Source organism: Streptomyces chengmaiensis (genome assembly GCF_029846775.1).
Taxonomy (GTDB): Bacteria; Actinomycetota; Actinomycetes; order Streptomycetales; family Streptomycetaceae; genus Streptomyces; species Streptomyces chengmaiensis.
Window position 1 is genome coordinate 101,820 of record NZ_JARWBG010000009.1, and the last position, 25,104, is coordinate 126,923.

Annotated in this window: 18 protein-coding genes; 13 read left to right on the plus strand and 5 right to left on the minus strand. The window is 71.6% G+C overall.

The features are described 5' to 3' along the window. Positions 1-25: 25 nt before the first annotated feature. Positions 26-919 carry a 2-hydroxy-3-oxopropionate reductase gene (locus QCN29_RS10660; RefSeq protein ID WP_279927569.1) on the plus strand — a complete coding sequence of 298 codons (894 nt, stop codon included), beginning with the start codon at positions 26-28 and terminating at the stop codon, positions 917-919. Between the two features lie 181 nt (positions 920-1,100). Further along, positions 1,101-2,582: a catalase gene (locus QCN29_RS10665; protein ID WP_279927570.1), complete on the plus strand. Its 1,482-nt coding sequence runs from the start codon at positions 1,101-1,103 to the stop codon at positions 2,580-2,582. 1,312 nt (positions 2,583-3,894) lie between these two features. On the opposite strand, the gene gcl is transcribed toward QCN29_RS10665, so the two are convergent. Continuing rightward, a complete protein-coding gene (gene gcl, locus QCN29_RS10670) occupies positions 3,895-5,682 on the minus strand; it encodes a glyoxylate carboligase (protein WP_279927571.1) in 1,788 nt (595 codons plus the stop codon). Between the two features lie 296 nt (positions 5,683-5,978). Here gcl and QCN29_RS10675 point away from each other — a divergent pair, with 296 nt between their 5' ends. Together QCN29_RS10675 and QCN29_RS10680 are read left to right on the plus strand one after the other, a co-directional pair. Further along, on the plus strand, positions 5,979-6,992 hold the full coding sequence (locus QCN29_RS10675; RefSeq protein ID WP_279927573.1) for a hypothetical protein: 1,014 nt from the start codon (positions 5,979-5,981) through the stop codon (positions 6,990-6,992). A gap of 146 nt (positions 6,993-7,138) precedes the next feature. Beyond that, positions 7,139-7,756 carry a GNAT family N-acetyltransferase gene (locus QCN29_RS10680; RefSeq protein WP_279927574.1) on the plus strand — a complete coding sequence of 206 codons (618 nt, stop codon included), beginning with the start codon at positions 7,139-7,141 and terminating at the stop codon, positions 7,754-7,756. A gap of 203 nt (positions 7,757-7,959) precedes the next feature. On the opposite strand, the gene QCN29_RS10685 is transcribed toward QCN29_RS10680, so the two are convergent. After that, positions 7,960-9,501, minus strand: a complete 1,542-nt coding sequence (locus QCN29_RS10685) for an AMP-binding protein (protein ID WP_279927576.1) — start codon at positions 9,499-9,501, stop codon at positions 7,960-7,962. Positions 9,502-9,780: 279 nt separating this feature from the next. On the opposite strand from QCN29_RS10685, the gene QCN29_RS10690 reads away from it, so the two are divergent. From QCN29_RS10690 to QCN29_RS10705, 4 genes are all read left to right on the plus strand, one after another. After that, positions 9,781-10,629, plus strand: a complete 849-nt coding sequence (locus tag QCN29_RS10690) for a helix-turn-helix transcriptional regulator (RefSeq protein WP_279927577.1) — start codon at positions 9,781-9,783, stop codon at positions 10,627-10,629. 406 nt (positions 10,630-11,035) lie between these two features. After that, entirely contained in the window at positions 11,036-12,169 is a 1,134-nt protein-coding gene (locus QCN29_RS10695) for a magnesium and cobalt transport protein CorA (protein ID WP_279927578.1), read from the plus strand. 439 nt (positions 12,170-12,608) lie between these two features. Continuing rightward, the gene (locus tag QCN29_RS10700; RefSeq protein WP_279927579.1) at positions 12,609-14,321 is read left to right on the plus strand and encodes a sigma-70 family RNA polymerase sigma factor; all 1,713 of its coding nucleotides are present in this window, start codon (positions 12,609-12,611) and stop codon (positions 14,319-14,321) included. A gap of 62 nt (positions 14,322-14,383) precedes the next feature. Beyond that, positions 14,384-15,916 (plus strand): hypothetical protein, encoded by a 1,533-nt coding sequence (locus QCN29_RS10705; protein WP_279927581.1) that lies wholly within the window; start codon positions 14,384-14,386, stop codon positions 15,914-15,916. A 66-nt stretch (positions 15,917-15,982) separates the two neighbouring features. On the opposite strand, the gene glpK is transcribed toward QCN29_RS10705, so the two are convergent. Next, positions 15,983-17,497 (minus strand): glycerol kinase GlpK, encoded by a 1,515-nt coding sequence (gene glpK, locus QCN29_RS10710; RefSeq protein WP_279927582.1) that lies wholly within the window; start codon positions 17,495-17,497, stop codon positions 15,983-15,985. Between the two features lie 40 nt (positions 17,498-17,537). Next, positions 17,538-18,305, minus strand: coding sequence for an IclR family transcriptional regulator (locus QCN29_RS10715; protein WP_240136102.1), 768 nt, complete (start codon positions 18,303-18,305; stop codon positions 17,538-17,540). A 140-nt stretch (positions 18,306-18,445) separates the two neighbouring features. On the opposite strand from QCN29_RS10715, the gene QCN29_RS10720 reads away from it, so the two are divergent. The 5 genes from QCN29_RS10720 to QCN29_RS10740 all read left to right on the plus strand — a co-directional run bounded on the left by QCN29_RS10720 (position 18,446) and on the right by QCN29_RS10740 (position 23,769). Continuing rightward, positions 18,446-18,946 carry an ATP-binding protein gene (locus QCN29_RS10720; RefSeq protein WP_279927583.1) on the plus strand — a complete coding sequence of 167 codons (501 nt, stop codon included), beginning with the start codon at positions 18,446-18,448 and terminating at the stop codon, positions 18,944-18,946. Positions 18,947-19,072: 126 nt separating this feature from the next. After that, positions 19,073-21,496, plus strand: a complete 2,424-nt coding sequence (locus QCN29_RS10725; RefSeq protein ID WP_279927585.1) for a SpoIIE family protein phosphatase — start codon at positions 19,073-19,075, stop codon at positions 21,494-21,496. Positions 21,497-21,528: 32 nt separating this feature from the next. After that, a complete protein-coding gene (locus QCN29_RS10730) occupies positions 21,529-22,092 on the plus strand; it encodes a TetR/AcrR family transcriptional regulator (RefSeq protein WP_279927586.1) in 564 nt (187 codons plus the stop codon). 49 nt (positions 22,093-22,141) lie between these two features. Beyond that, the gene (locus QCN29_RS10735; protein WP_240136098.1) at positions 22,142-23,200 is read left to right on the plus strand and encodes an NAD-dependent epimerase/dehydratase family protein; all 1,059 of its coding nucleotides are present in this window, start codon (positions 22,142-22,144) and stop codon (positions 23,198-23,200) included. Continuing rightward, a complete protein-coding gene (locus QCN29_RS10740; protein ID WP_279927587.1) occupies positions 23,197-23,769 on the plus strand; it encodes a peroxiredoxin-like family protein in 573 nt (190 codons plus the stop codon). Before QCN29_RS10735 ends, QCN29_RS10740 begins: the two co-directional genes overlap by 4 nt. A gap of 98 nt (positions 23,770-23,867) precedes the next feature. On the opposite strand, the gene QCN29_RS10745 is transcribed toward QCN29_RS10740, so the two are convergent. Then, a complete protein-coding gene (locus tag QCN29_RS10745) occupies positions 23,868-25,061 on the minus strand; it encodes a M6 family metalloprotease domain-containing protein (RefSeq protein WP_279927588.1) in 1,194 nt (397 codons plus the stop codon). Between the last annotated feature and the right edge of the window lie 43 nt (positions 25,062-25,104).

Genomic DNA, 25,104 nt, shown 5'->3' on the forward strand with positions numbered 1-25,104 from the left:
GAGCTTTGAAAGAGGCACCCCCATCATGACCACCGCGCTCCCCAAGATTGCGTTCATCGGTCTCGGCATCATGGGCTCCCCCATGTCCGAGAACCTGATCAAGGCCGGTTACCCGGTCACCGGCTACACCCTCGAGCAGGAGAAGCTCGACCGCCTCACCGCCGCCGGCGGCGCCGCCGCGGGCTCGATCGCCGAGGCGGTCGGGGACGCCGACGTCATCATCACGATGGTGCCGGCCTCCCCCCAGGTCGAGGCCGTCTCCTACGGCCCCGACGGCATCCTGGAGAACGCCAGGAAGGGCGCACTGCTGATCGACATGTCGTCGATCACCCCGCAGACCTCCGTGGACCTGGCCGCGGCCGCCAAGGAGAAGGGCATCCGCGTCCTGGACGCCCCGGTCTCCGGCGGCGAGGCCGGCGCCGTCGAGGCCGTGCTCTCGATCATGGTCGGCGGTGAGCAGGCCGACTTTGACACCGCCAAGCCGGTCTTCGAAGCTCTGGGCAAGACCATCGTGCTGTGCGGCCCGCACGGCTCCGGCCAGACCGTGAAGGCCGCCAACCAGCTGATCGTCGCGGTCAACATCCAGGCCTGCGCCGAGGCGGTGGTCTTCCTGGAGAAGTCCGGTGTGGACCTCGCCGCCGCGCTCGACGTCCTCAACGGCGGTCTGGCCGGTTCCACGGTGCTGACCCGCAAGAAGGACAACTTCCTGAACCGCGACTTCAAGCCGGGCTTCCGGATCGATCTGCACCACAAGGACATGGGCATCGTCACCGACGCCGCCCGCAACGTCGGCGCGGCCCTGCCCGTCGGCGCGACCGTCGCCCAGCTCGTCGCCTCGCTGCGCGCCCAGGGCGACGGCGGCCTGGACCACTCGGCCCTGCTGCGCGCCGTCGAGCGCCTCTCCGGCGGGCAGGTCTGAGTCCCGGCCGGTCCGGCCTCCCAGACTTCCGGGCGGCGGCGCCGCCGACACCTGTCCTGTCGCGCCCAGGCGTCGCCGCCGCCCGGAACAACACTTAGCAATTTCAACAAACTGTTGACGCCAGATGTTCGGCTTCTTACGCTCCTGACACCGTCAGCAGCTCCAGCACGGAAGGTCCACGATGTCGAAGCGCGTGCTCACCTCGCGAATTCTCACCACGGAGGCCGGCGCCCCCGTCGCCGACAACCAGAATTCGGCCACCGCCGGCGTCGGCGGCCCGCTCCTCCTCCAGGACCAGCACCTGCTGGAGAAGCTCGCCCGCTTCAACCGTGAGCGCATCCCGGAGCGCGTGGTGCACGCGCGCGGCTCCGGCGCATACGGCTACTTCGAGGTGACCGACGACGTCACCGGCTTCACCAGGGCCGACTTCCTCGGCGCCGTCGGCAGGCGCACCGAGGTCTTCCTCCGCTTCTCGACCGTGGCCGACTCGCTGGGCGGCGCGGACGCGGTGCGCGACCCGCGCGGCTTCGCCGTGAAGTTCTACACCGAGGAGGGCAACTACGACCTCGTCGGCAACAACACCCCGGTGTTCTTCATCAAGGACCCGATCAAGTTCCCCGACTTCATCCACTCCCAGAAGCGCGACCCGTTCACCGGCAAGCAGGAGCCGGACAACGTCTGGGACTTCTGGGCGCACGCCCCCGAGGCGACGCACCAGGTGACCTGGCTGATGGGCGACCGCGGCATCCCCGCCTCGTACCGCCATATGAACGGCTACGGCTCGCACACCTACCAGTGGACCAACGCCGAAGGCGAGGCCTTCTTCGTCAAGTACCACTTCAAGACGAACCAGGGCGTCCGCTCCCTGAGCAGCGAGCAGGCCGCCGAGCTGGCGGGCAACGACCCCAACTCGCACCAGACGGACCTGCTGCAGGCCATCGAGCGCGGGGTCAACCCGTCCTGGACGCTGTACGTCCAGATCATGCCGGCCGCCGAGGCCGCGGAGTACCGCTTCAACCCGTTCGACCTCACCAAGGTGTGGCCGCACTCCGACTACCCGCTGCAGCGCGTGGGCCGCCTCGTCCTCGACCGCAACCCGGACAACGTCTTCGCCGAGGTCGAGCAGGCCGCGTTCTCCCCGAACAACTTCGTGCCCGGCATCGGCCCGTCCCCGGACAAGATGCTCCAGGGCCGGCTGTTCGCCTACGCGGACGCGCACCGCTACCGGCTGGGCGTCAACCACACGCAGCTCCCGGTGAACGCCCCCAAGGCCGTTCCCGGACGGGGTGCGGACAACTACGGCCGTGACGGCTTCATGGCCACCCGCAACGGCTCCCGCCACGACAAGAACTACGAGCCCAACTCCTACCAGGGCCCGGCCCAGACCGACGCCGCGCTCTCCGCCCCGCTCGCCGTCTCCGGCTACACGGGCGCCCACGCCGCCCCGGCCCACGTCAAGGACGACGACTTCTTCCAGGCGGGCGAGCTGTACCGGCTGATGTCCGAGGAGGAGAAGTCCCGCCTGGTCGCGAACATCGCGGGCGGCCTGTCCCAGGTCACGCGCGACGACGTGATCGAGAAGAACCTGGCGCACTTCCACGCGGCCGACGAGGACTACGGCCGCCGCGTGGAGGAGGCGGTCCGCGCCCTGCGCGAGGACTGAGGCCTCGGCCGCCACACAAGCCGCGTACGAGGCCTGACTGGAGGTCACGCTCCGTACGCCGCCCGAACCGCCGGCCCGGATGAGGGGTGGCCTGCGGAGAGGGCAGGGACGGGGACCGCAGCGGCGGCGACGCCAGTGCGGTGGTGAAGGTCCCCGGGCGCTCTGTCCGACCTGACGTCAGAGCACCCGGGGACCGATCGCCCCGCTGCGGTCCCAGCCCGAGTCCGCGCCCGGCGCGGCAGCACCCCCAGTCCCCGTCCGGCGGCGCGAACGTCCTGGTCCCGCCAGCCTCGCGCCGTCGGGCGGCAACAACTCCACGACGAGAGCGCCTGGTTCGGTTTACGGTCCCGCACCACGCGCTCGAAGACCAGGGCCCGACCTGCGCACAGCGGTCGGGCCCTGGTCTGTTCGCTCCCCGTGCGGTCCCGGCGCCGGGTCGCGTCGGGGCGTTCCGGTGCTCCATGACCAGAGGGGCGCGCGTGCTGAACGGGGACGGTCCACGCCAGGCGCCCGCCGCTCACGGGGGCTTCTCCCCCGTCCCGCCCTCCCCCTGCGACCTGGGGGGCGTGAGGGCCTGTCCCGGAACCGGAGGCAAGCCCCGGACCCCCGGTACGACCTGAAGGCCATGTCCTCGATCTCCCCCGGACTGCTCCCCCAGCTACCTCCCCCAGACTCCGTCCGGGGGTACCCCCACGGAGGCACCCCCAGGGGTACCCCCACGGAGGTGCCCCCAGGGAAATGCCCCCCAGACGGGCTGGAACTGCCTGCGGCAATCCGGCCTCGTCGGCGTGTGAGGACCGGCAGATCAAGCCCCGCCGGCGAGGCGCGGGGAGCCGGGGATCAAGCCCTGCCGACCACCCAGCCACGAGGGCCCGAGGATCAAGCCCCGCCAGCGATTGAGGCGCGGGAGGCCGGGGATCAAGCCCCGCCGACCACCGAGCCACGAGGGCCCGAGGATCAAGCCCCGCCAGCGATTGAGGCGCGGGAGGCCGGGGATCAAGCCCCGCCGACCACCGAGCCACGAGGGCCCGAGGATCAAGCCCCGCCAGCGATTGAGGCGCGGGAGGCCGGGGATCAAGCCCCGCCGACCACCGAGCCACGAGGGCCCGAGGATCAAGCCCCGCCGGCGATTGAGGCGCGGGGGTCCGGGGGCGGAGCCCCCGCAAACGGGGTCTGGGGCGCAGCCCCAGTTCGGGAAGCGGTGCCCCACGCCCCCAGGGCGTAGCGGCAGGGCAGGGGACAGGACCCGGAAACCCCTCAGGGGCGGTCCCCCGCTCGGGAGACCGCCCCTGAGGGGTCGGAGTGAAGAGCGTCAGCTCTTCAGGGTCTTGACGGCCGTCGGCGCGTGGCCCGGCTCCGTCGCCAGGTCCTCCCATTCCGTGATGTCGCTGATGTCCATCGTCCGGCTCATCGAGATGTTGGTGACCCGCTCCAGGATCGCCTCCACCAGCACCGGCACCCGGTACTCCGCCGCCAGCTTCTTCGCCTCCTCGAAGGCCGGCAGCAGCTGGTCGGGCTCGGTGACGCGGATGGCCTTGCAGCCCAGGCCCTCGGCGACCTTGATGTGGTCGACGCCGTAGACGCCGAGCTCCGGGGAGTTGAGGTTCTCGAACTCCAGGTTGACCTGGAAGTTGATGTCCAGGCCGGCCTGGGCCTGGCGGATCAGGCCCAGGTAGGAGTTGTTGACCAGGACATGGACATACGGGATGCGGTGCTGCGCGCCGACCGCCAGTTCCTCGATCATGAACTGGAAGTCGTAGTCGCCGGAGAGCGCCACGACCTGGGCCTCCGGGTCCGCCTTGGCGACTCCGAGCGCCGCGGGGATGGTCCAGCCGAGCGGACCGGCCTGGCCGCAGTTGATCCAGTGGCGGGGCTTGTAGACGTGCAGCATCTGCGCGCCGGCGATCTGCGAGAGCCCGATGGTGGTGACGTACCGCGTCTCCGGGCCGAACGCCTTGTTCATCTCCTCGTACACGCGCTGCGGCTTCATCGGCACGTTGTCGAAGTGCGTACGGCGCTGCAGCGTGGCCTTGCGCTCCTGCGTGGAGGCGACCCACCCCGAGCGGTCCGGCAGCCTGCCCTCGGCCTTCAGCTCGCGTGCGACCTCGACGAACAGCTCCAGGGCGGCCTTGGCGTCCGAGGCGATGCCGTAGTCCGGCGCGAAGATCTTGCCGATCTGGGTGGGCTCGATGTCGACATGGACGAACTTCCGGCCCTTGGTGTACACGTCCAGCTTGTAGCCGGTGTGGCGGTTGGCCCAGCGGTTGCCGATGCCGAGAACGAAGTCGGACTCCAGGAAATTCGCGTTGCCGTAGCGGTGGGAGGTCTGCACGCCGACCATGCCGGCGTTCAGCTCGTGGTCGTCGGCGATGGCCCCCCAGCCCATCAGGGTGGGGATGACCGGCGTGCCGGTGAGTTCGGCGAACTCGACGAGCAGGTCACAGGCGTCGGCGGTGATGATGCCGCCGCCGGCCACGATCAGCGGCCGCTCGGACTGCAGCAGGAAGGAGATCGCCTTCTCGATCTGGGCGCGCGTCGCCGCGGGCTTGTAGACCGGCAGCGGCTCGTAGGTCTCCGGATCAAATTCGATCTCGGCGAGCTGGACGTCGATCGGCAGGTCGATCAGGACGGGTCCGGGGCGGCCGGACCGCATCAGATGGAAGGCCTGCTGGAACACGCCGGGGACCTGCGCGGGCTCCAGGACGGTCGTCGCCGCCTTGGTGACCGGCTTGGCGATCGAGGCGATGTCGACGGCCTGGAAGTCCTCCTTGTGGATCACGTTCGTCGGCGCCTGGCCGGTGATGCACAGGATCGGGATCGAGTCACCGCCGGCGGAGTACAGCCCGGTGATCATGTCGGTGCCGGCCGGTCCGGACGTGCCGATGCAGACACCGATGTTGCCGGGGTGCGTGCGGGTGTAGCCCTCGGCCATGTGCGAGGCGCCCTCGACATGGCGGGCGAGCGTGTGGTCGATGCCGCCGCCCTCTTTGAGGGCCTTGTAGAAGGGGTTGATCGCCGCGCCCGGCACACCGAACGCGTTGGTGACGCCTTCGCGCTTGAGGATCTCGACTGCCGCACGGGCAGCGGTCATACGAGGCATGGGTGCTCCTGCTTCGGCCTTGCGGATCGGGCTCTGTCGCGCCACCTGAGAGCTGCGATTCCGTACGGGGATTCCGCACCGCACTCCCCTTGGGATTTCGCATTGCGGAATTTAGATTCTGTTATACGGAAGCAATGTACGGTGTGGGCCGCATGGCGTCAAGGGAGCTGAGCAGGGGCGCACTCCACCGCGTACAGAAGGACGGGAAGTGTCCGAAGTACCTCGCCGAGGCTTCACACTTGGTGGACGATGGACCCGAGCAGAGGGGAACCCCGCACCGGGGGAAGGGGGGCACGATGACCGAGAGCGTGCCGGTGCGCTGTCCGGCATGCCGACGGGACCACCGTTTTGCGCCACCCGTCTATCCATGCGCCTGCGGCGCTCCGCTCGCACCCCCGCTGCTGCGCGGCGCGGCCCCGGAGCCGATCACACACCGCACCTGGACTGACGACTGGGTGACGGTCCGCTGCCCGGAGTGCGCCCGCCAGGGCCACTGGCCGCAGCCGGAGCTCGGCTGCCCCTGCGGCACGGTGCTGCGCGTCCCGGTCCGCCCCGCGAACGCCCCCGTTCCTCCCGCGGCCGCGGCGAGCCGCGGCCGCGAGGAGCGGGGCGGCCCCGGCCCCGGCCTCCCGGAGGGCCAGGACACGCCGGGGGGCCGCCCGGGCGACGGCGGCGACCGCGGCGGCTCCGACAGCCAAGCGGACCACGAGGGGCGCAGGCCGCGGCCGGCCGGTGACCCGAGAGGCCGGCCCGCGCACATCCCGCTGCCCCGCACCGCGACCGCTCCCCGCCGCGGCGCCTTCCGCCCGGTCACCATCCGCACGGCGCGGGACGCGGTGACGGCGGCCGCGCACTACCTCAGATGGCTCGGCTTCCGCGACGTCACCCGGCCCGAGCAGCGCACCGCGGCCCCCGGCGTGGATCTGCACGGCCCGGGCCTGGTCGCCCGGGTGGACCCCTCCACGCGCCGGACGACGCTGCGGGCGGTCGAGTGCCTGTGGCTGCACGGGCTGCACGACGCGGCGGCGAGCGTGCACTTCTCGCTCGCCGGATACGCGCAGGACGCACGGGTCCGTGCCGACGCCCTCGGCATACCGCTCTTCGCCATGGATCTCACCGGCAGCCCGCAGCCGGTGAACGACGCGGCGGACGAGCTGGTCGGCGCGGGCGCGCCATGGCCCGGAACATCCGAAGCACCCGGAGAGCCCGGAGAGCCTGGAACGCCCGGAACACCCGAAGCGCCCAGAACACCCGGAGAATCCGGAGGGCCTGGAACGCCCGACCCGCCAGGAGAAACGGGCCTGCGCTGACCACCGGTCACCGCCCTTGACAGGACGGGCGTTCCGCAGCCTTGCCCCGCCCCGCCCGCACCCCCGGCGGCTCGGGGCGGGTCCGGGACCCGCCGCGAGCCGCCCCTCCGTGTGGTGCGGGCCGCGGGCTCCGCCATACTCGGGCCATGCGCATCCGACCGGCGTCGCGCGCCGAACTGCCCCTGCTCCAGGAGATCGAAAGGGCGGCCGGCGAGCCGTTCCGCGCCCTCGGCATGGCGGCGGTCGCCGACGACGAGCCGCCCTCGATCGAGACGCTCGACCGCTTCCGGCGGGCGGGCCACGCCTGGGTGACGGCGGACTCCGACGACCACCCCGTGGCGTATCTGCTCTGCGAGGAGGTGGACGGAGCCTCCCATGTCGAGCAGGTCTCGGTCCATCCGTCGGCCGCCCGCCGCGGTCTCGGCAGCGGGCTGCTCGACCATCTCGCCGTGTGCGCCGCCGCCGACGGGCTGTCGGCGCTGACCCTGACGACCTTCGCCGACGTGCCGTGGAACGCCCCGTACTACGCGCGGCTCGGCTTCCGCGCCCTGCCCGACGACGAGCTGACCGAGGGGCTGCGGGAGATCCGGCGCGCGGAGGCGTCCTGCGGTCTGGACCAGTGGCCGAGGGTGTGCATGCGCCGGGAGCTCATGGGCGCCGTCGCCAGCCCTCCCCGGATCGTCCCGGTGCGGACCCCGCGTCCGCGTGCCCTGCCTCCCCGCACCCTGCCTCCGCGTACCGCCGGCGCAGCTCCGCCTTTCTGACCCTGCCGCCGGCCGTCAAGGCGTGGCGAGCAGCTTGGGGATCGTGACGGCCGGAGCGGGGGCCGAACAGCCGTTTCAGCAGGCCGCGGTAGGTGTCGGGGCGATGCTGGGCGGCCGCAGGATCAGAACGCCCTGCCTGCTACCGCAGGGTCACCGCTGGCAGCCGTTGCCGAATCACCTCGGCACTGCGCCGCGGTCAGCGGTCAGTTCACTTGGCGGTCGCGACCTGACCAGTACGGTTCGCGGAGCTTGAACTTCTGGATCTTGCCGGTGGCCGTACGCGGGATGGCGTCTCGGAACTCGACGGTCGTGGGGGCCTTGTAGCCCGCCATGCGCTGCTTGCAGTGGGCGATGATGTCGGGCTCCTGCGCGGTTGCTCCCTCGGCGAGGACCACCAGGGCCTTGATGGTCTCGCCCCACTTCTCGTGCGGGACGCCGATGACGGCGACCTCGGCGACCTCGGGGTGGCTGAAGATCGTGTCTTCGACCTCGATCGACGAGACGTTCTCTCCTCCGGTGATGATCACGTCCTTCTTCCGGTCGGAGATCGTCAGGTGGCCGTCCTCGTCGTCGAACGTGCCACCGTCGCCCGTGTGGAACCAGCCGCCCTCCAGCGCTGCATCCGTCTCCTCCGGATTCTCCCAGTAGCCGTCGAGTACGACGTTCGAGCGGGCCAGGACCTCGCCCGCGTCGGAAACCTTCAGCTTCACGCCCAGCGCTGGAAGGCCCGCGCGGGACAGCTTCCGTGCCCGCCCCTCAGCGGGAAGTTCCGTGTCCGCGGGGCGGGTGCGGTTGAACGTGAGCAGCGGCGAGGTCTCGGTCAGGCCGTAGATCTGTGTGAACTCCCAGCCCAGTTCCTCGCCGATCCGCTGGATCATGCGGCTCGGCGGCGGGGCGCCCGCGCAGACGATCCGCACGCGGTCGCGCCCCGGGATCTCCCCCTCCCATGCAGCGGCCGCATCCAGCACCGCGTTCCAGACCGCGGGAGCGCCGCACATGAGCGTCACGCCCTGCTCCTCAACACGGCGCAGGATCTCTGCGCCGTCGACCTTGCGCAGCACCACCTGCTTCACCCCCAGTCCGGCCATCACATAGGGCATTCCCCAGCCGTTGCAGTGGAACATCGGCAGCGTGTGCATGTAGACATCGCGCTCCCACACACGGGTGTGCAGGCCAAAGGTCAGACCGTTCACCCAGATGTTGCGGTGTGTCAGCTGCACGCCCTTGGGGCGGGCAGTCGTGCCCGACGTGTAGTTGATCGTCGCGGTGGCGTCCTCGTCCGGCTGTGCCCACGGGCGGGGCTCCGCACCGAAGCGCATCAGCTCGGTGTCCGTCTGCTCACCGAGGACGAATCGGTGGCGTGCCTTCACACCGGCCAGAGCTTCCTCCAGTTCCTGGTCGACGAGCAGGGCCGACGCCCCGCTCTGCTGCACCACGTACTCGACTTCTTCCGGCTTCAGGCGGAAGTTGACCGGCACACAGATCCGGCCGCTCATCGGCACGGCGAACAGCAGTTCAAGCAGCCGGGCCGAGTTGTGGCTGACGACCGCCACCCGCTCACCCTCGCCGACGCCAAGCGCGTCCAGCCCCGCCTGCCATGCCCGCACCCGCTCGCCGAGTCGCCCATACGTCGACTCCGGCAGTGGCGGCGCCGGCTGGTCCGGCTCGTCGACCACGCCGGGGCTGGAAGCGAACCCCAGCTCCGCCCTGTCCAGGAAGTCCGTGATGGTCATCGGTACCCGCATAGCTCTCTCCTCTACCGGCACTGCCCCTCAACGACAACGACTACCAGCTGCCCACGTTCACGCGGACGACTGAAAAGAAGAGCTGCGCATGGCCCGCGGGGCGGCGTGGGCGGGCGCGTGGGCGAGCAGGTACGCCGACGGGCAGGTGCGTGGGCGGGCAGGTGCGTGGGCGGGCGGGCTCATTGCCGGACGGCGCCCCGCCATCGTGTAATCGGTGACCTGGGTCTCACCACCCCCGTTCGGGGGGTGACGACGAGCAGCACGGGGAGTGGACCTGACGTGAGCGAGCCGGAGGAGTCGGCGGAGATCCGCGCCGCCCTGGTGCGACTGCGCCGTACGACGGGGCTGCCGGTGGCGTTCGGCGGGCTGGTACGCGGCGCGGGCGCGGGCACGGCCGGAACGCTGCGCATAGCCGAGTTGAGCGGCGCGGCGACCGGGGCGCTGCGCGGGCTCGGCGTGTACAGCGGGAACGGCCTGGGCGGCAAGTCGATGGCGCTGTCGCGGCCGTGCGCGGTGACCGACTACCGCACGGCACGGCACATCAGCCATGAGTACGACGCGGCGGTGGCGGCGGAAGGGCTGCGGGCGGTGGTGGCGGTGCCCGTCGTGGTGGGCAGGAGCGTGCGGGGTGTGCTGTACGGCGCGCTGCGGGAGGCGCTGCCGCTGGGGGAACGGACCCTGGACGCGGCGATGGCGACGGCGCGGGATGTGGAGCAGGCACTGGTCGTACGGGACGAGGCGCAGCGCCTGCTGGCCCGGGCCAGGACCCGCGCCCCGGCGGCGGGGGCGTCCGGCTGGGAGGAGGTGCGCCAGGCGCACGGCGTGCTGCGCGCCCTGGCGCCGCGGGTCGCCGATCCGGCGCTGAGGGAGGAGTTGCTCGCGGTGTGCGGGCGGCTGGCGGCCGCGGCCGCCCCGGCGTCGCATCCGCTGCGGGTGGCGCTGACCCCGCGGGAGGTGGACGTGCTGGCGATGGTGGCATCGGGTGCGACCAACGCGGTGGCGGCGCAGCGGCTGGGGCTGCGCCCGGAGACGGTGAAGGGCTATCTGCGGTCCGCGATGCGGAAGCTGGGTGCGCATACGCGACTGGAGGCGGTGGTCTGCGCGCGACGCGCGGGCCTGCTGCCGTGAGGCTCGGCGTGCACCGCCGGGTGGGCCAGACGCTGAGTGCCACTGCCGGGGGGCGCTCCCGGGCGTGCGACCGCCGGGGCGCCGCCGCCGCGGGTGCACGGACAGGCGGTGGCCGGACAGGCGGTGCCCGGAGTGGCAGTGCCAGGAGCGGCAGTGCCAGGACTCGGGGTGCACGAAGAGGGGGCACGCGGACTTGGGGTGGCCGGACGGGCGGCGGCGGGAGACGCGGTGGCCGAGTCCGGGGAGACCGAGGTCGGGGCAGAGAGCCGGTCACGCTGCGACAGGGCCGAATCGGACCTGGCGGCGGTCGGCGTCGGTCAGGATGCGGGCCCGGGCTTCGGGCCTGTCGTCCCCGACCGCGGATATCCTGCCTGCGCGGATCCCGACGGCCCGGAGGTGACAGGTGATGCTCCCGCACTGGCGGCGCCGGTCGGGCTCTTCGTCAGAGGAGCCGCCCGAGCCCTCGTCCGGCGGGGACGGCGCGCCGGACGCCGGACGCACGGCCGGGGGCCGCGGCCAGGACAGCGTGGTGCACGCGGCGCTGTACCGCGACGGCCGCCGCGTCTCCACCCCGGACTCGCTCACGGACACCTTCCGCCAGCTCCGCGCCCAGTCGGACGGCATGGCGTGGATCGGGCTGCACCGCCCGACCGAAGGGGAGATCCTCTCCCTCGCCGAGGAGTTCGATCTCCATGAACTGGCCGTCGAGGACGCTCTTGAGGCCCATCAGCGCCCCAAGCTGGAGCGCTACGGCGAGACCCTCTTCGCCGTGCTGCGCGCCGCCCGCTATCTGGACGCCCAGGAGGAGGTCGACTTCGGCGAGCTCCATGTCTTCGTCGGCAAGGACTTCGTCATCACGGTCCGCCATGGCGCGGCCCCCGACCTCTCGGCCGTTCGCCACCGTATGGAGCAGACCCCCGAACTCCTGAGCCTCGGTCCCGAGGCGGTGCTCTACGCGATCCTCGACGCGGTGGTCGACGGCTACGCCCCGGTGGTCGCGGGCGTCCAGAACGACATCGACGAGATCGAGACCGAGGTCTTCGGCGGCGACCCCGCGGTCTCCCGCCGCATCTACGAACTGGCCCGGGAGATGGTCGAGTTCCAGCGTGCCACCCGGCCCCTGGTGGGCATGCTCAACGGCCTGATGGCGGGCTTCGCCAAGTACGGCACCCACGAGGAACTCCAGCGATACCTCCGCGACGTCGCCGACCACGTCACCCACACCAGCGAGCGCGTCGACGGCTTCCGCCAGGCCCTGGCGGACATCCTCACGGTCAACGCCACACTGGTCTCCCAGCAGCAGAACGCGGAGATGCGGGCGCTGGCGGAGGCCGGCTTCGAGCAGAACGAGGAGATCAAGAAGATCTCCGCCTGGGCGGCCATCCTCTTCGCCCCGACGCTGGTCGGGACGATCTACGGCATGAACTTCGACCATATGCCGGAGCTGCACTGGGCGTTCGGCTATCCCTTCGCGATCACCCTGATGGCGATTGTATGTGCCAGTTTGTACGTCGTCTTCAAGCGGAGGGACTGGCTCTGAGCTATCGGCGGCCTCGGCCGCCGGCGGTGCGGCTGCACCGGGTCTTCTGCTATCCCTTCTCCCCGGCTCATCGCGGACGGCAATTTGCAGGGAACCTGCATTTGTCGTTTCCCGGCGGTACGGCCGGGCCAGTTCCGTCCGGACGCCACACTGCAACATAACGTTTCAGCAAAGAGGCGGGACGGGTCATGAAGGCAGCCCCTCTGAACAAGTGCAGCCACCGCAACGACCGCACCCAGCGCAGAAGAGGTCCCCCGCTTGCACACCTCAGACAGCCCGCCGCCCCCCACATCGGCACCGCCGCCGGCCGATCGTCCGCGGCGCCCAGAACCGCACATCTCTTGCATATGCAGCGTTGGGAAAACAGGGAAGGCTCTGCTGGCGCATGCCCGTTGGTGACAATGCACGTCTCCCCGACGCGCAACCGGCGGCGTCGGCCGTGGAAACAGCCCCCGACATCGCGATAGAGGAGCTGTATCGACTCCACCGCCCAGCGGTCCTCTCGTATGCGCGGAGTTGCTGCCGTGATGCGCACACCGCCGAGGACCTGGTCTCGGAAGCCTTTGCCCGCACTCTGCAGGCGGTGCGGTCCGGACGCGGTCCGGAAGCCGCCTGGCGTCCGTATCTGCTCGCGGTGGTGCGGCGTGTCGCGGCGGAGTGGGCGGCCACGGACCGCCGCACCCAGCTGTCCGCCGACTTCGGGCAGTGGCTCGACCACCTGCCCGGCATCGCCGGGGAAGAGAGCGCCGAGGAGCGGATCCTGCGCCTGGAGGACTCCAGCCTCGTGCTGCGGGCGTTCCGCTCGCTGCCCGAGCGGTGGCAGACCGCCCTGTGGCACACCGTCGTCGAGGAGGAGTCCGCCTCGACGGTCGGCGCACTGCTGGGGCTTGGCCCGAGCGGCGTCGGCTCGCTGGCGGCCAGAGCGCGGGAAGGGCTCCGCGAGGCGTATCTGGCCGCGCACGCGGAGCGCGCGTCGGCGAGCGAGGAGTGCCGCCGCTACAGCTCCCTGCTGGGCGCCGCGGTGCGCCGGGCGGGCCGGCGGCCGAACAGGGACCTCGACCGGCACCTCGAACACTGCGCGCCCTGCCGGGGGGCGCTGTCCGAACTCATCGAACTCAATGAACGCCTTGACGCCAAACTGCCGGCCGGCGTGCTGCTGTTCGGCAGCTCGGGCTATATCGCGGCGCGGGCGGCTGAGACCGGGGCGGGCGCAGCCGGTGCGGCGTCGGCACTCGGCCGCCCGGGCGACAGCGTCCTCCCGGACGGCGTCGCCCGGGCCTGGCAGACACGGGCGACAGGCTCCCCGGCCCAGCTGGGAGCCGTCGCCGGGGGCATCGTCGCCGTCATCGGCGTCACCGTGTTCCTCCTGCCCTCGCCGTTCGACGACGGCCGGAACGCCGCCGGGCCGTGGAAGGCGGCCGTCGAGGCGCCCCGGACGTTCAGCCCCTATCCGCCGCCCGTCCGGCTAGACGCCGCCGAGCCGAAGGACTCACCCTCCCCGAGGCCGCTCTCCCGGACCCCGTCCCCCACCTCCGCCCCCTCCCCCGCCACTCCGCCCCCGGCGCCTCGCACGACCGAGTCCAAGGTCCCGGGAACGATCATCTGGTCCGGCCCTCTCCGCAGTCTGGGAGTCGGTACGCAATGCGTCGAGCCTGCCGCCGCGTCAGTTGTCCAGAGGGCCTGCGACGGCGGCGAGGAGCAGCTCTGGCAGGCCGTGTCGTTCCATGGAGCGAAGAACCACAGGCTGCTGCGCAACGCGGCCACCGGACAGTGCGTGGACTACACCGCAGGCGTCCGGAAAATCGTCAACAACGCCGCTTTCTTTCCTGTCAGGATGGCTCCCTGCCGCGAAAACGGCGAAGGGCAGAAATTCAGCCTGGACGCGGCGTTGGCCGAAGGTGAGATCAGTTACCTGCTGCGTACTGAACGGGACGTCAGTAAGCCGTGGTTCAACATGCAGCTCGGAATGTTCAACTGGTGCCCGACATGCCCCGGATACGATCCAGAACTCAAACAGGCAGAACCATTGACGCTCACTCACAATTACTACCACGCGCCAAGGCTGCGCTATCTCCTCGACGGCATGAAGATTCGCCCGGATCAGCCGGTCTATGTGCTGGCCGGCCCGTCGGCTTCTGAATCGGCCGGGTAAAGCCCGCACCAGGCACATACCGGCGTACAGCTGCCGCCGCCGACCGAGTGGAAGGTTTCTCCGTGCACCTGCTCTTGGGCTCGCGTCCGCCGCAACGCCCGCTCTCCGACGCCGCGTTGCTGATCTCCTTACGCAGGGGACAGACCGGATCCTTTCGGTATCTCTACCGCCGCCACTACGCCGCCGTGCAGGCCTACGCCTCCCAGTGCATGTCGGGCCCGCTTGACGCCCAGGAGGTGACCTCGAGCGTCTTCGCACGTCTGCTCCAGCAGACCTCGTCCGGAGAGTCCTTCGTCGAGGGGCGTCATCCGGGGTGCCTGCGCCCGCAGCTGCTGGGGATGGTCCGCACCGCTGCGGTCGATCGCTGGCACCGGGAGCCCCATGCCCTGTCCCGGCGCTTCCGGCAGTGGGTCGCGGCGGGATCACAGTGGCCGTGGGGCGAGGACGGCCAGCTCGCTCTCGCGTACGAGCGTCTTCCGGCCGCCACTCGGCGCCTGCTGTGGCACTCGGTCGTGGAAGGGGATGACCCGGCCCTGACGGCGCGCATCACCGGGCTGGCGCGTCATGAGATTCCGGAGGCGTGCGAGCGGGCCCTGGGGGTGCTCCGCGCATTCCGTGCCGACCTGTATCTGGAGCGGCTGGAGCGCCCGGACTGCAGGGAGTTGTTCAAGCGCTTGCAGGCGCAGCCCGGAGAGCGGCCCGACGAAGCGGCCGCGAACCATCTCAGCGCGTGTCCTGGCTGCCGGAACGTCTACAAGGACCTCGTACGGCTCGACGAACGGCTCGCGGCGCAGCTGCCGGTGCGTCTGCTCGGATGGTGGCCCGGACGGGAGTACCTGCGTGCGAAGGCCGCCTTTCCCGTGCCGCTGGGCGACCCGCCGTTCCTTGCGAGACTGCTGGAGCGGACGGACGCTCAGGCCCCGGCGAGGCCGTCGGCGCTGCGCCGGACCGCCCGGGCCGCCCGGACCGCCGGGGCCGCCACAGGCCGCTGCGACGGCCTGCGGGCGGTGCTCTCCCGGCGCCGTCCCGGCCGTTCTCCTGCCGCTCTCGCGATCGCCGGCTTTCTGGCCGGGGTGGTCGCGGGCATGTTCGCGCTCTCCGCCTGCGACCAGCGCAGCGGACCGGGGACGCCGCCGCCGTCGGCATCGGAGCCGGAAGCCGCACCAAAGAGTCCGCCCCCGCGGCAGTCTCCGGGTCCTCCCGCGCTCTCCGCCCGCTTTCCCGTCCCGGCCGAAGCCCACACCTCGCAGCAGGGCGCCCGTGCCGGCGACGCATCCGGCAGCCGCGTGCTGGGAAACTCCTCCGTCCTGCGCTATGAGCGGGTCGACTTCGCGGCCGGCGGTGACGGCTTCGCCCGGGCCAGGCTCACCGGGCCGCCGGGCGGCGGCGCCTGGATCGAGCTGACTCTGGACGCCCCGGAACGACCGCCGCTGGCGCGGATCGTCCCCGACTCCGGCGGAGCGGCATCCGATGTCTCGGTGCCGATCAGTCCCGTCAGAGGAGTGCACAGCGTGCATGTCACCGCGCGCTGCCCGACGGCGGAGCCGTGCGTGGAACTCCAAGCGTTCGGCACGACGCCGGGGCGCGCGCCCTGACCCCGTCGCGACCGTGGTGATCACATCCCCGGCCGGGACGCGGGACAGGACGCGGATACACGCTCGTCAGGAGCCTTTCGCCGGCCGGACCCACCCCAGGGACCGCTCGACGGCCCGCTTCCAGCAGTCGTACTCCCACTCCCGGCGCTCGGGGTCCATGGCCGGCAGCCACTGGGCTGCCCGGTGCCAGTTGCCGCGCAGGACTTCCATGTCCGGCCAGTAGCCGGCCGCCAGGCCCGCGGCGTAGGCGGCGCCGAGCGACACGGTCTCGGCGACCAGGGGCCGCACCACGGGAACGTCGAGCACGTCGGCCAGGAACTGCATGAGCAGGTTGTCGGATGTCATGCCCCCATCCACCTTGAGCTGCTTGAGGGCGAGCGCGGAATCGGCGTTCACGGCGTCCACGACCTCCCGCGTCTGCCAGCCGGTGGCCTCCAGAACGGCCCGGGCCAGATGCCCCTTGGTGATGTACGAGGTGAGGCCGACGATGACGCCGCGGGCGTCGCTGCGCCAGTGGGGGGCGAACAGGCCGGAGAACGCGGGGACGATATAGCAGCCGCCGTTGTCCTCGACGCTGCGCGCCAGGGTCTCGATCTCGGGCGCGCTGCTGATCAGGCCCAGACGGTCCCGGAACCACTGGACCAGCGAGCCGGTGACGGCGATCGGGCCTTCCAGTGCGTAGACCGCCGGCTGGTTCGCGATCTTGTACGCGACGGTGGTGAGGAGCCCGTGCCGGGAACGCACGAGGTCGGTGCCGGTGTTCATCAGCAGAAAACTGCCGGTCCCGTATGTGCACTTCGCCTCGCCCGGCGAGAAGCAGGTCTGCCCGAACAGGGCCGCCTGCTGATCGCCGAGGGCGGCCGTGATCCGCACGCCCGGGAGCACCGTGCGGGCCTCGCCGTAGATCTCGGCCGAGGACCGGATCTCCGGCAGCATCGAACGCGGGACCCCGAAGAAGTCAAGCAGCTCCCCGTCCCAGGTCAGCGTGCGTATGTTGGCGAGCATGGTGCGGCTGGCGTTGGTGGCGTCGGTGATGTGCAGGCCCCCGTCGGGTCCGCCGGTGAGATTCCAGATCAGCCAGCTCTCCATCGTGCCGAAGAGCACCTCGCCGTCCCTGGCACGCCGCTCCAGCCCGTCGACGTGGTCGAACAGCCAGCGGATCCGGGGCGCGGAGAAGTAGGTCGAGGGGGGAAGGCTGCAGCGTTCGAGGAAGTACTCGTCTCCGGGCCGGCCTCTCAGCTCGTCGACGAGCGGAGCGGTGCGGGTGTCCTGCCAGACGATCGCCCTGCCCAGCGGGGAGCCGGTCCGCCGGTCCCAGAGCACGGTCGTCTCGCGCTGGTTGGCGATCCCGATGGCCGCGACCTGTCCGGCGTCCATGCCGGCGTTGGACAGCGCTTCGGGGACCACGCGCTGGAGGTTGCGCCAGATCTCGGTGGCGTCGTGCTCGACCCAGCCGGGCCGGGGGAAGTGCTGGCGGTGCTCCCGCTGCGCGACCGACGCCAGTCGCCCCCGGTGGTCGAACAGGATGCATCGTGTGGAGGTGGTGCCCTGGTCGATGGACATCACATACCGAGCAACCATGGTCGGGCCTGCCTTCCGATGGGTCGCGAAACTGCCGGACCTACCAGCGCGTCGCGCCGAGGTCCCTGGAAATCGCCCGTGCCGCCTCCCGGAGCAAGGTGATCAGGGCCGGACGTGGCCGGCCTTTGTCGTCGCACAGCCGCTCGACCGGGCCGGACACTCCGATCGCGCCCACCACCAGGCCGCCGTGCCCCCGGATCGGCGCGGCGACTCCGGCGTCCCCCATGCTCATCTCCTGGACCTCGGCGCCCCAGCCGATCTCCCGGATCTCGTCGAGAGCCCGGTTGAGGTCCTCGGGGAGCACCAGGGTGTGCCTGGTGTACGCCTCCGGACCCGACTGCAGCACGGGGTCGAGGGGCGCGGCCCCGAACGCCAGCAGGACCTTGCCGAGCGAGGAGGCGTGCAACGGGAGCAGCGCCCCCACATCCAGGGTCTGGAGGGTGTCGTCCGGCCGGAAGACGTGGTGCACGATGAGCACCTCGCCCTCCAGGGGCGTACCCAGGCGGACGGCCTCGCCGCTGCGGGCGGCCAGGGCGTCGGCCCAGTTGATGGAGCGCGACCGCAGCTCGTTGACGTCGAGGTAGCTGGTGCCGAGATGGAGCAGCGCCGCCCCGAGCTGGTACTTGCCGGTCGCCGGGTCCTGCTCCACGAAGTCCACGTGCTGGAGGGTGCGCAGAATGCCGTGCGCGGTGCCTTTGGCCAGCCCCAGCGATGACGCCACCTCGCCAAGCCCCAGCCGACGGGGGCCGGCGGCGAGCAGTCGCAGGATCGCGGCCGCCCGTTCTATGGACTGGACAGGGCCGACCATGAGGCGATGGTACGTCCGATATCCGACATAGACCAGCGTTCGACAATGCCGACCCCCGTTCATTGACCGGCCGCGCTTTTGTCCCTAGCGTTCCAACACGTCCGGCTTTCAGCCGGCCGACAGCTCCGGGAGGAGGGGCAATGACAGCAACGCGGCCCGGTCCGGCACTCCGCGAGGACACAGCGCCTCGCGAGGACACAGCGCTTCGCAAGAACGCAGCGCTTCGCGAGGACACAGCGCTTCGCGAGGAAGCCGAGTACATCTTCTCGCTGCCGCACACCCCCGGGGCCGTCCCGGCCGTACGCCGTCGGGTACGCGCGGTCCTCGCCGACTGGCGCCTGTCCGCGGACGCCGCCGAGGACGTGCTCCTGCTGGCCTCGGAGCTGCTCACCAATGCGGTCGTCCACGCACTGCCCCCCGCGACGCTGCGGCTGTCGCGGGTCTCGGCGGACAGACGCCGGGCCGTGCGCGTCGAGGTCACCGACATGGGGCCCGCCGCCCCGGCCGGGCTGTCGGCGCTCGAGCAGGACCCGGACGAGCACGGCCGGGGCATCGGCATCGTCACGGCGCTGTCGGCCCGGTGCGGCGTACGCGAGCACCTCGGCGGGACGGGCCGGTGGGCGGAGGTGGCCGTGGGGTGAGACCGCGGCAGCGATCACGCCTTGACACCCTTCGACACACGGGGGTATGGCAGATGTATGGGTCGGCATGGGTCGACGGAAAGCGCCGGGCGGCGAGTCGCCCGTGACCGGCCGAAGAGCGACGCCTTGCTTTCCGCCGCCGTGGTCAGTGCGGTCCAGGAGACGTCCGCCCACGCCTCCAGCGTCTTCCTCCGGTCGGGCGACGGGAGCGCGATCGTGCTCGTGGCGGCGTGCGGGACACCCCCGTCGCTGCTGGGGGGCTGGCGGCTGATCCCCGTGACCAGCGGGATTCCGGTCGCAGCGGCCTACCGTTCGGGACGGACCGTGCATCTGGCCGACGCGGACGAGACGGCACAGCGGTTCCCGCAGCTGGCGATGGCGGTGCCATACGCGTACGGCTCGGCCTCGGTGCCGGTGCGGGCAGGGTCCGACATCCTCGGCGCGCTGGCCGTCGTATGGCCCGCGCCGCCCGGGACCGCGGGGCTGTCGAAGACCCAGCTGCGGCATCTGCGCCGGGTGGCCAACCGACTCGGTTCCTCGCTCGCCGTGCTGGAGGCCCGCGGTGAACTCCCCGCACCGGACGCGCGCACCATCCCCATCGAGGTTCCGGCGGCGTCCCCGTCAGGCGTGCGGGTCGGCCTCTTCGACTGGCACCTCGGCACCGGCGCCCTCGCGGGGGACGACGAACTGTGCGCGATCTTCGGTCTCACGCCCGAGGAGTTCGACGGACGCGCCGAAACCCTCGAGTCCCGCATCCACCCCGCGGATCTCGGCGACTTCCACGCCGTGGCCCGGAACGCGGAGGAGGAGGGCCGGGCGTCGGCACAGCGTCTGCGGGTCCGGGGGCACGACGGCAGGATGCGCCCCGTCGAGATCTGGGGCCGCGTGCCGCAGACCGGGGACGGGGAGGGGCGCCGGCACCTCGTCGGCGCCGTCCTGGACCCGGGGGCGGGCAGCCGGGCTCTCGCCGCCGTCGAACGGCTCGGCGACGGTGTGGCCTCACTCGACCCGGACGGACGGCTCACCTACGCCAACCGCGGCTTCGAACAGCTCCTCCACGTCGACGTCGAGGACGTCCTCGGGCGGTGCCTGTGGGACGTGCTGCCATGGCTGTCCGATCCCGCGTACGAGGACCGGCACCGGGCCACCGTGGTGTCCCAGCAGTCCACCTCCTTCCTGGCCTGCCGACCGCCCGACCAGTGGCTCGCCTTCACGCTCTTCCCGGCCGCGGACGGCGTGACCGTGAAGGTGACCGGCAGGGGCAGTCCCGCTCCGCCTTCGACGACGCAGGCCGCCGAGCCCTCCCCTTCGGCGGAACCCGCGCGTCTGGGCGCCATCTACCACGTACTGCAGCTGGGCAGCGGGTTGACCGAGGCGGTGACGTCCCAGCAGGTCTGCGAGGTCGTCGCGGATCAGCTGCTGCCCGCCTTCGGCGGCCGGCACACGGCGATCTTCGTGGTCCGGGAGGGCCGTATGCACCTGGCGGGCCACGCGGATCACGACGCGGGGTTCCTGGACTGGCTGGAAGGGGCGCCGCTGTACGCCCATCTGCCCGGGACAGAGGCGCTGACCTCCCGCATGCCCCTGTTCATCGAGTCGCAGCAGGACCTCGCCGCGGCCTATCCCGGAACCCCCACGGGCGGTGTGCACTCCTGGGTCTACATCCCTCTGATCGCCTCCAGCCGCCCCGTCGGCACCTGCGTACTCGGTTTTGACGAGAACCGCCGTTTCACCGCGAACGAGCGCGGCATCCTCAGCGCGCTCGGCGGGCTGATCGCCCAGGCGCTGGAGCGGGCGCGGCTCTACGACGAGGAGTTCGCCGTCGCCCGCGGCCTCCAGCACGCCCTCCTCCCGCACCGGCTGCCCGCCGTCCCGGACGTCCGCATCACCGGCCGCTATCTGCCCGGGACCGGCGGCATGGACATCGGCGGCGACTGGTACGACGTGATCAAGACTCCGCATGGAGCCTCCCTGGTCATCGGGGACGTCGAGGGGCACAGCGTCGCCGCCGCTGCGACGATGGGACAACTGCGCAGCGTGGTGCGGGCCTTCGTCGGCGCCGGCAAGCGGCCCGGCGAAGTGGTCGCCGGAACGAACCGGCTCCTCGGGGACCTCGACACCGAGCTCCTCGCCTCCTGCTGCTACCTCCAGTTCGACTCCGACACGGGAACGGCGGTGGCCGTGCGCGCCGGACACTGCCCGCCGCTCCTCCGCAGCGCCGACGGAACGACACGGGTGGTGCACCTGGAGACCGGGGCGCTGCTCGGCGCCGACCCTGCGGCCGACTACCCGGAGACAGAGCTGGAACTGCCGCCCGACTCGGTGCTCGCCCTCTATACGGACGGCCTGGTCGAGGAGGTCGGCGCCGACATCGACGTGGGAATCGACCGCCTCCGCACCGCGTTGGCCCACACCAGCGCGAGCACCCTGGACGAACTCGCCGACCGGCTCCTGGTCAAAGCCCGGCGCTCCGCCGACCGCGCTGACGACATCGCCCTGCTGCTCGCGGAGTACTCGCCCGGCAACGCCCCGGCTGCGGCGGGGCGTTGACACCGCACCAGTTAGTTAGTTAACTGACTAACATGGATCGAGCACAGACCGGAAAGCGCAGCCGCCTGGTGCAGTCCGCGGTGAAGCTGGTGCATGAACAGGGCTTCCACCGCACGACGCTGGCGGACATCGCCCGTGAAGCGGACGTCCCCCTGGGCAACGTCTACTACTACTTCAAGACGAAGGACGAGCTCGGCCGGGCGCTGATCGAAGAGCAGGCCACACGTCAGGAGGGCCTGCGCCGCGCATGGGAGTCGCCCGGCGACCCCCGCGCCGAACTGGACGCCTTCATCACCATGACCCTCGACAACCGGGCGTCCCTGGCCCGCAGCGGCTGCCCGATCGGAACGCTCTGCGGCGAGCTCGGCAAGGACGGCGGACCGCTGGCCGAGAACGCCGGAGGCCTGTTCACCGGCATCCTCACCTGGCTCACGGACCGGTTCCGCGCCCTGGGGAAGGGCGATGAATCGCGCGACCTCGCCGTACATCTGCTGTCGGCGCTCCAGGGAGCGAGCCTGCTGACCCACACCTTCGGCGACCCCGACTTCGTCCAGGGCGAGGCCGAGCGGCTCCGGCAGTGGCTGACCACGCTCTGAGCCGACCGCCATCCCTCCGTACCCGACCCGAGACCAGCGGAGCCGACTTGTGACGACGAACGACGGCAACAACGACAACACGACCCGCAAGACCCGGGTGCTCGTCACCGGAGCGACCGGGTTCCTCGGCGGACAGGTGCTGCACGCCCTTGCGGCGCATCCGCGGGCCGAACCGGTGGCCGCCTGCCGCACCCCCGCCCGCCTTCCCTCCGGCTTCACCGGAGAGGTCCGCGCGGGCGACCTGCTGGACGCCGACTACCGCCGTGCCGTCGTACGCGGGGTGGACGTGGTCTGCCACGCCGGCACCTGGGGCGCCTTCTGGGGCCATGCCGACCAGGAGCGCAGCCACTTCCTGGAACCGGCCGTCGACCTCGTCGACCAGGCGCGCGCGGCAGGCGTCCGCCGCTTTGTCCTCGCCTCGACCGTGGCGATCGGCACCCCGTCACAGGACGGCGGCCCCGTGGACGACTTCTCCCCCATGCGCTACACGGGCTTCTGGCCGCACGCGGACCGGCTGATCGACCTCGACCTCCATATGCGGGAGACCAGCGGACGCGGCACCGAGATGGTCACCCTGCGGCTCGGTCACTTCGTCGGCGCCGGAAACTCCCTCGGCATGGTGCCGGCACTGGTGCCGCGGCTGCGCACCCGGCTGGTGCCGTGGCTCGCGGGCGGGCGCAGCCGGCTGGCGCTCGTCGCCGACACCGACCTCGGGCAGGGCATGGCCCTGGCGGCGCTCGCCGAAGGACTGGACCCCTATGAGTCGTTCAACATCTGCGGACCCGAATTCCCCACCATGCGCGAGGTGCTGGAGTTCATCGCCGACGAAACCGGGCTGCCCGCGCCGCGCTTCAGCGTCCCCTACCGCGCGGGGTACGCCTTCGGCCAGCTCATGGAGGCCCTGCATCCCGTACTCCCCGGCTCCTCGCCGTTTCTGACGCGTTCCCTGGTCCACGTGGCCGAGGACTGGCACTGCCCCAACGACCACGCTGCGCGCAAACTCGGCTACGCTCCGGCGAAGAACTGGCGCACCGCCGTGCGGGAGACCCTCGCGGCGCTCGCCCCCCAGGGCTCCCCCTGGCCGAGGCTCGCTCAGGAGGCAGCATGAGCACCGCGTCCCGCACCTTCCGCCGTGGCGACCGTCCGACGCCCCGGCTGACGCCCGGAGACGCCGTCGCACCCCGGATACTGACGACGATCACGTCCGAGCGCCTGCGCGTTCCCGACCCCGCCGCCCTGGTGCATCTGCAGTTCCGGCGCTTCGCGGGGTGCCCCGTGTGCAATCTGCACCTCAGGTCCGTGGCCCGGCGGCACCAGGAGATCAGGGCCGCGGGTATCCGCGAGGTGGCCGTGTTCCACTCCACCGCCGAGTCGATGCTCCCGCACCAGGGCGACCTGCCCTTTCCGGCCGTCGCCGACCCGGGCAAGTCGCTGTACGCCGCCTTCGGCGTGGAGTCGTCGCCGCGGGCGCTGCTCGATCCGCGCGCGTGGCCCGCCTTCTTCCGCGTAGCCTTCACCCGCATGCCGTCCGCCCCCGGGCCGGGCGGGGCCCTCGGCCTCCCCGCGGACTTCCTCATCGGGCCGGACGGGCTCATACGCGAGGTCAAGTACGGGCGGCGCGCCGACGACCAGTGGCCCGTGGACGAACTGCTGTCCCTGGCGGCCCGCCACCGGTAGTCGGGGCGCTCACCGGGTGAGCGACGACGGCCCCGCCGCCCTGGTGCAGCCGTGTGGCTCACGGGGGCGGGCGGGGCCGGGCGGCACAGGCTCGTCCGTCAGCTGCCGAGGACCCTGATCACATCCCCGGACCGGCCGCCGCGCAGGACGTCGATGCGGACCCCGGTGTCCGGGTCGGTGAAGGACTGGCCGGGAGCGAACGCGGCCATGTCCAGGGAGGTGCAGCCGGCGGGCGGCTCGGCGTACGGGTTGGCGTTGACGACGCGGACGGGCCCCTCGCCGGTCGGGGTCGCGGAGTCGACACGGTAGATGAGGACACCGGCAGAGCAGGCCGCCTCGTCGTTGCGCAGGGCACGGCGGGACTCGGCGACGTACGCCGTCGTCTCACCGGTGCGGATCACCGCGATCTTGGTGCCGCCGGGGCGTTCCACAGGGGTCAGCCTGACGGTCCGCCGCTCGGGCCCGGTGACGCAGGCGACCTGACGGTCACGGGTCCAGCCGAGCTTCCAGGAGTGCCAGCCGAGGAACTGCGGGGCCCGGCCCGCGATATCGCCCATGACGTCCCAACCGCCGGCGAAGCCGTGGGTGTCGCCGGTGAAGGCGTACAGGTCGGGCAGGCCGAAGGTGTGGCCGGTCTCATGGGCGACGACCTTGTGGCCCCAGCGCCACATGTCCTGGCCGAAGGTGACGGCCCACTTCAGCCGGGCGCCGTCGGCCTCCACTCCGGGGGCGGCCGGGTCGTAGAGGTACGTCGGCGAGAAGGGGATCGCGGTCGCCTTCCGGGTGGGGACGATGTACACCATGTCGTAGCGGGAGAAGTCGGCGTACGGGTCGGCCGCGGCGATGGCGTCGCGTACGTACCGCTCGTGGGTCTCGAAGGTCAGGCCGCGCTCGAAGCCGTACGAGGTCGAGTCCTGGGGCATGCGGATCCAGCGGTGCAGGGACGTCATCTGCAGCCGGAGACGGCCGTGGCTGGCGGTCCTCAGCCATGTGGCCGCGGGCGCGAGATGGTCAGCGTAGACCTGGGTGGCCTCGGTGGCCGGGGCGTCGGGGAAGTCCGCGAAGAGGGTGAGGACCCGCCGCTTTCCGGTGGCGGGCTGGAACTGGCGGCTGTCGGTGTCATGGCCTTCGTCGGTCCAGCCGGTCCGGCCGGGCAGTGCGCAGTCGGCGGCCGGGGAGGGCGACGCGGCCGGCCCCGCGGGTTGCGCTGTCGCGGTCGCCGGTACGGAGAGGCAGGCGGCGAGCGCGAGGGCCGCGGCCACAGAGCGTGAGCGGGTCGGCAGAGCGGGCATGGTGGCTCCTTGGGGTCGGGGGGAGGGGAGGGCGATGGGGGCG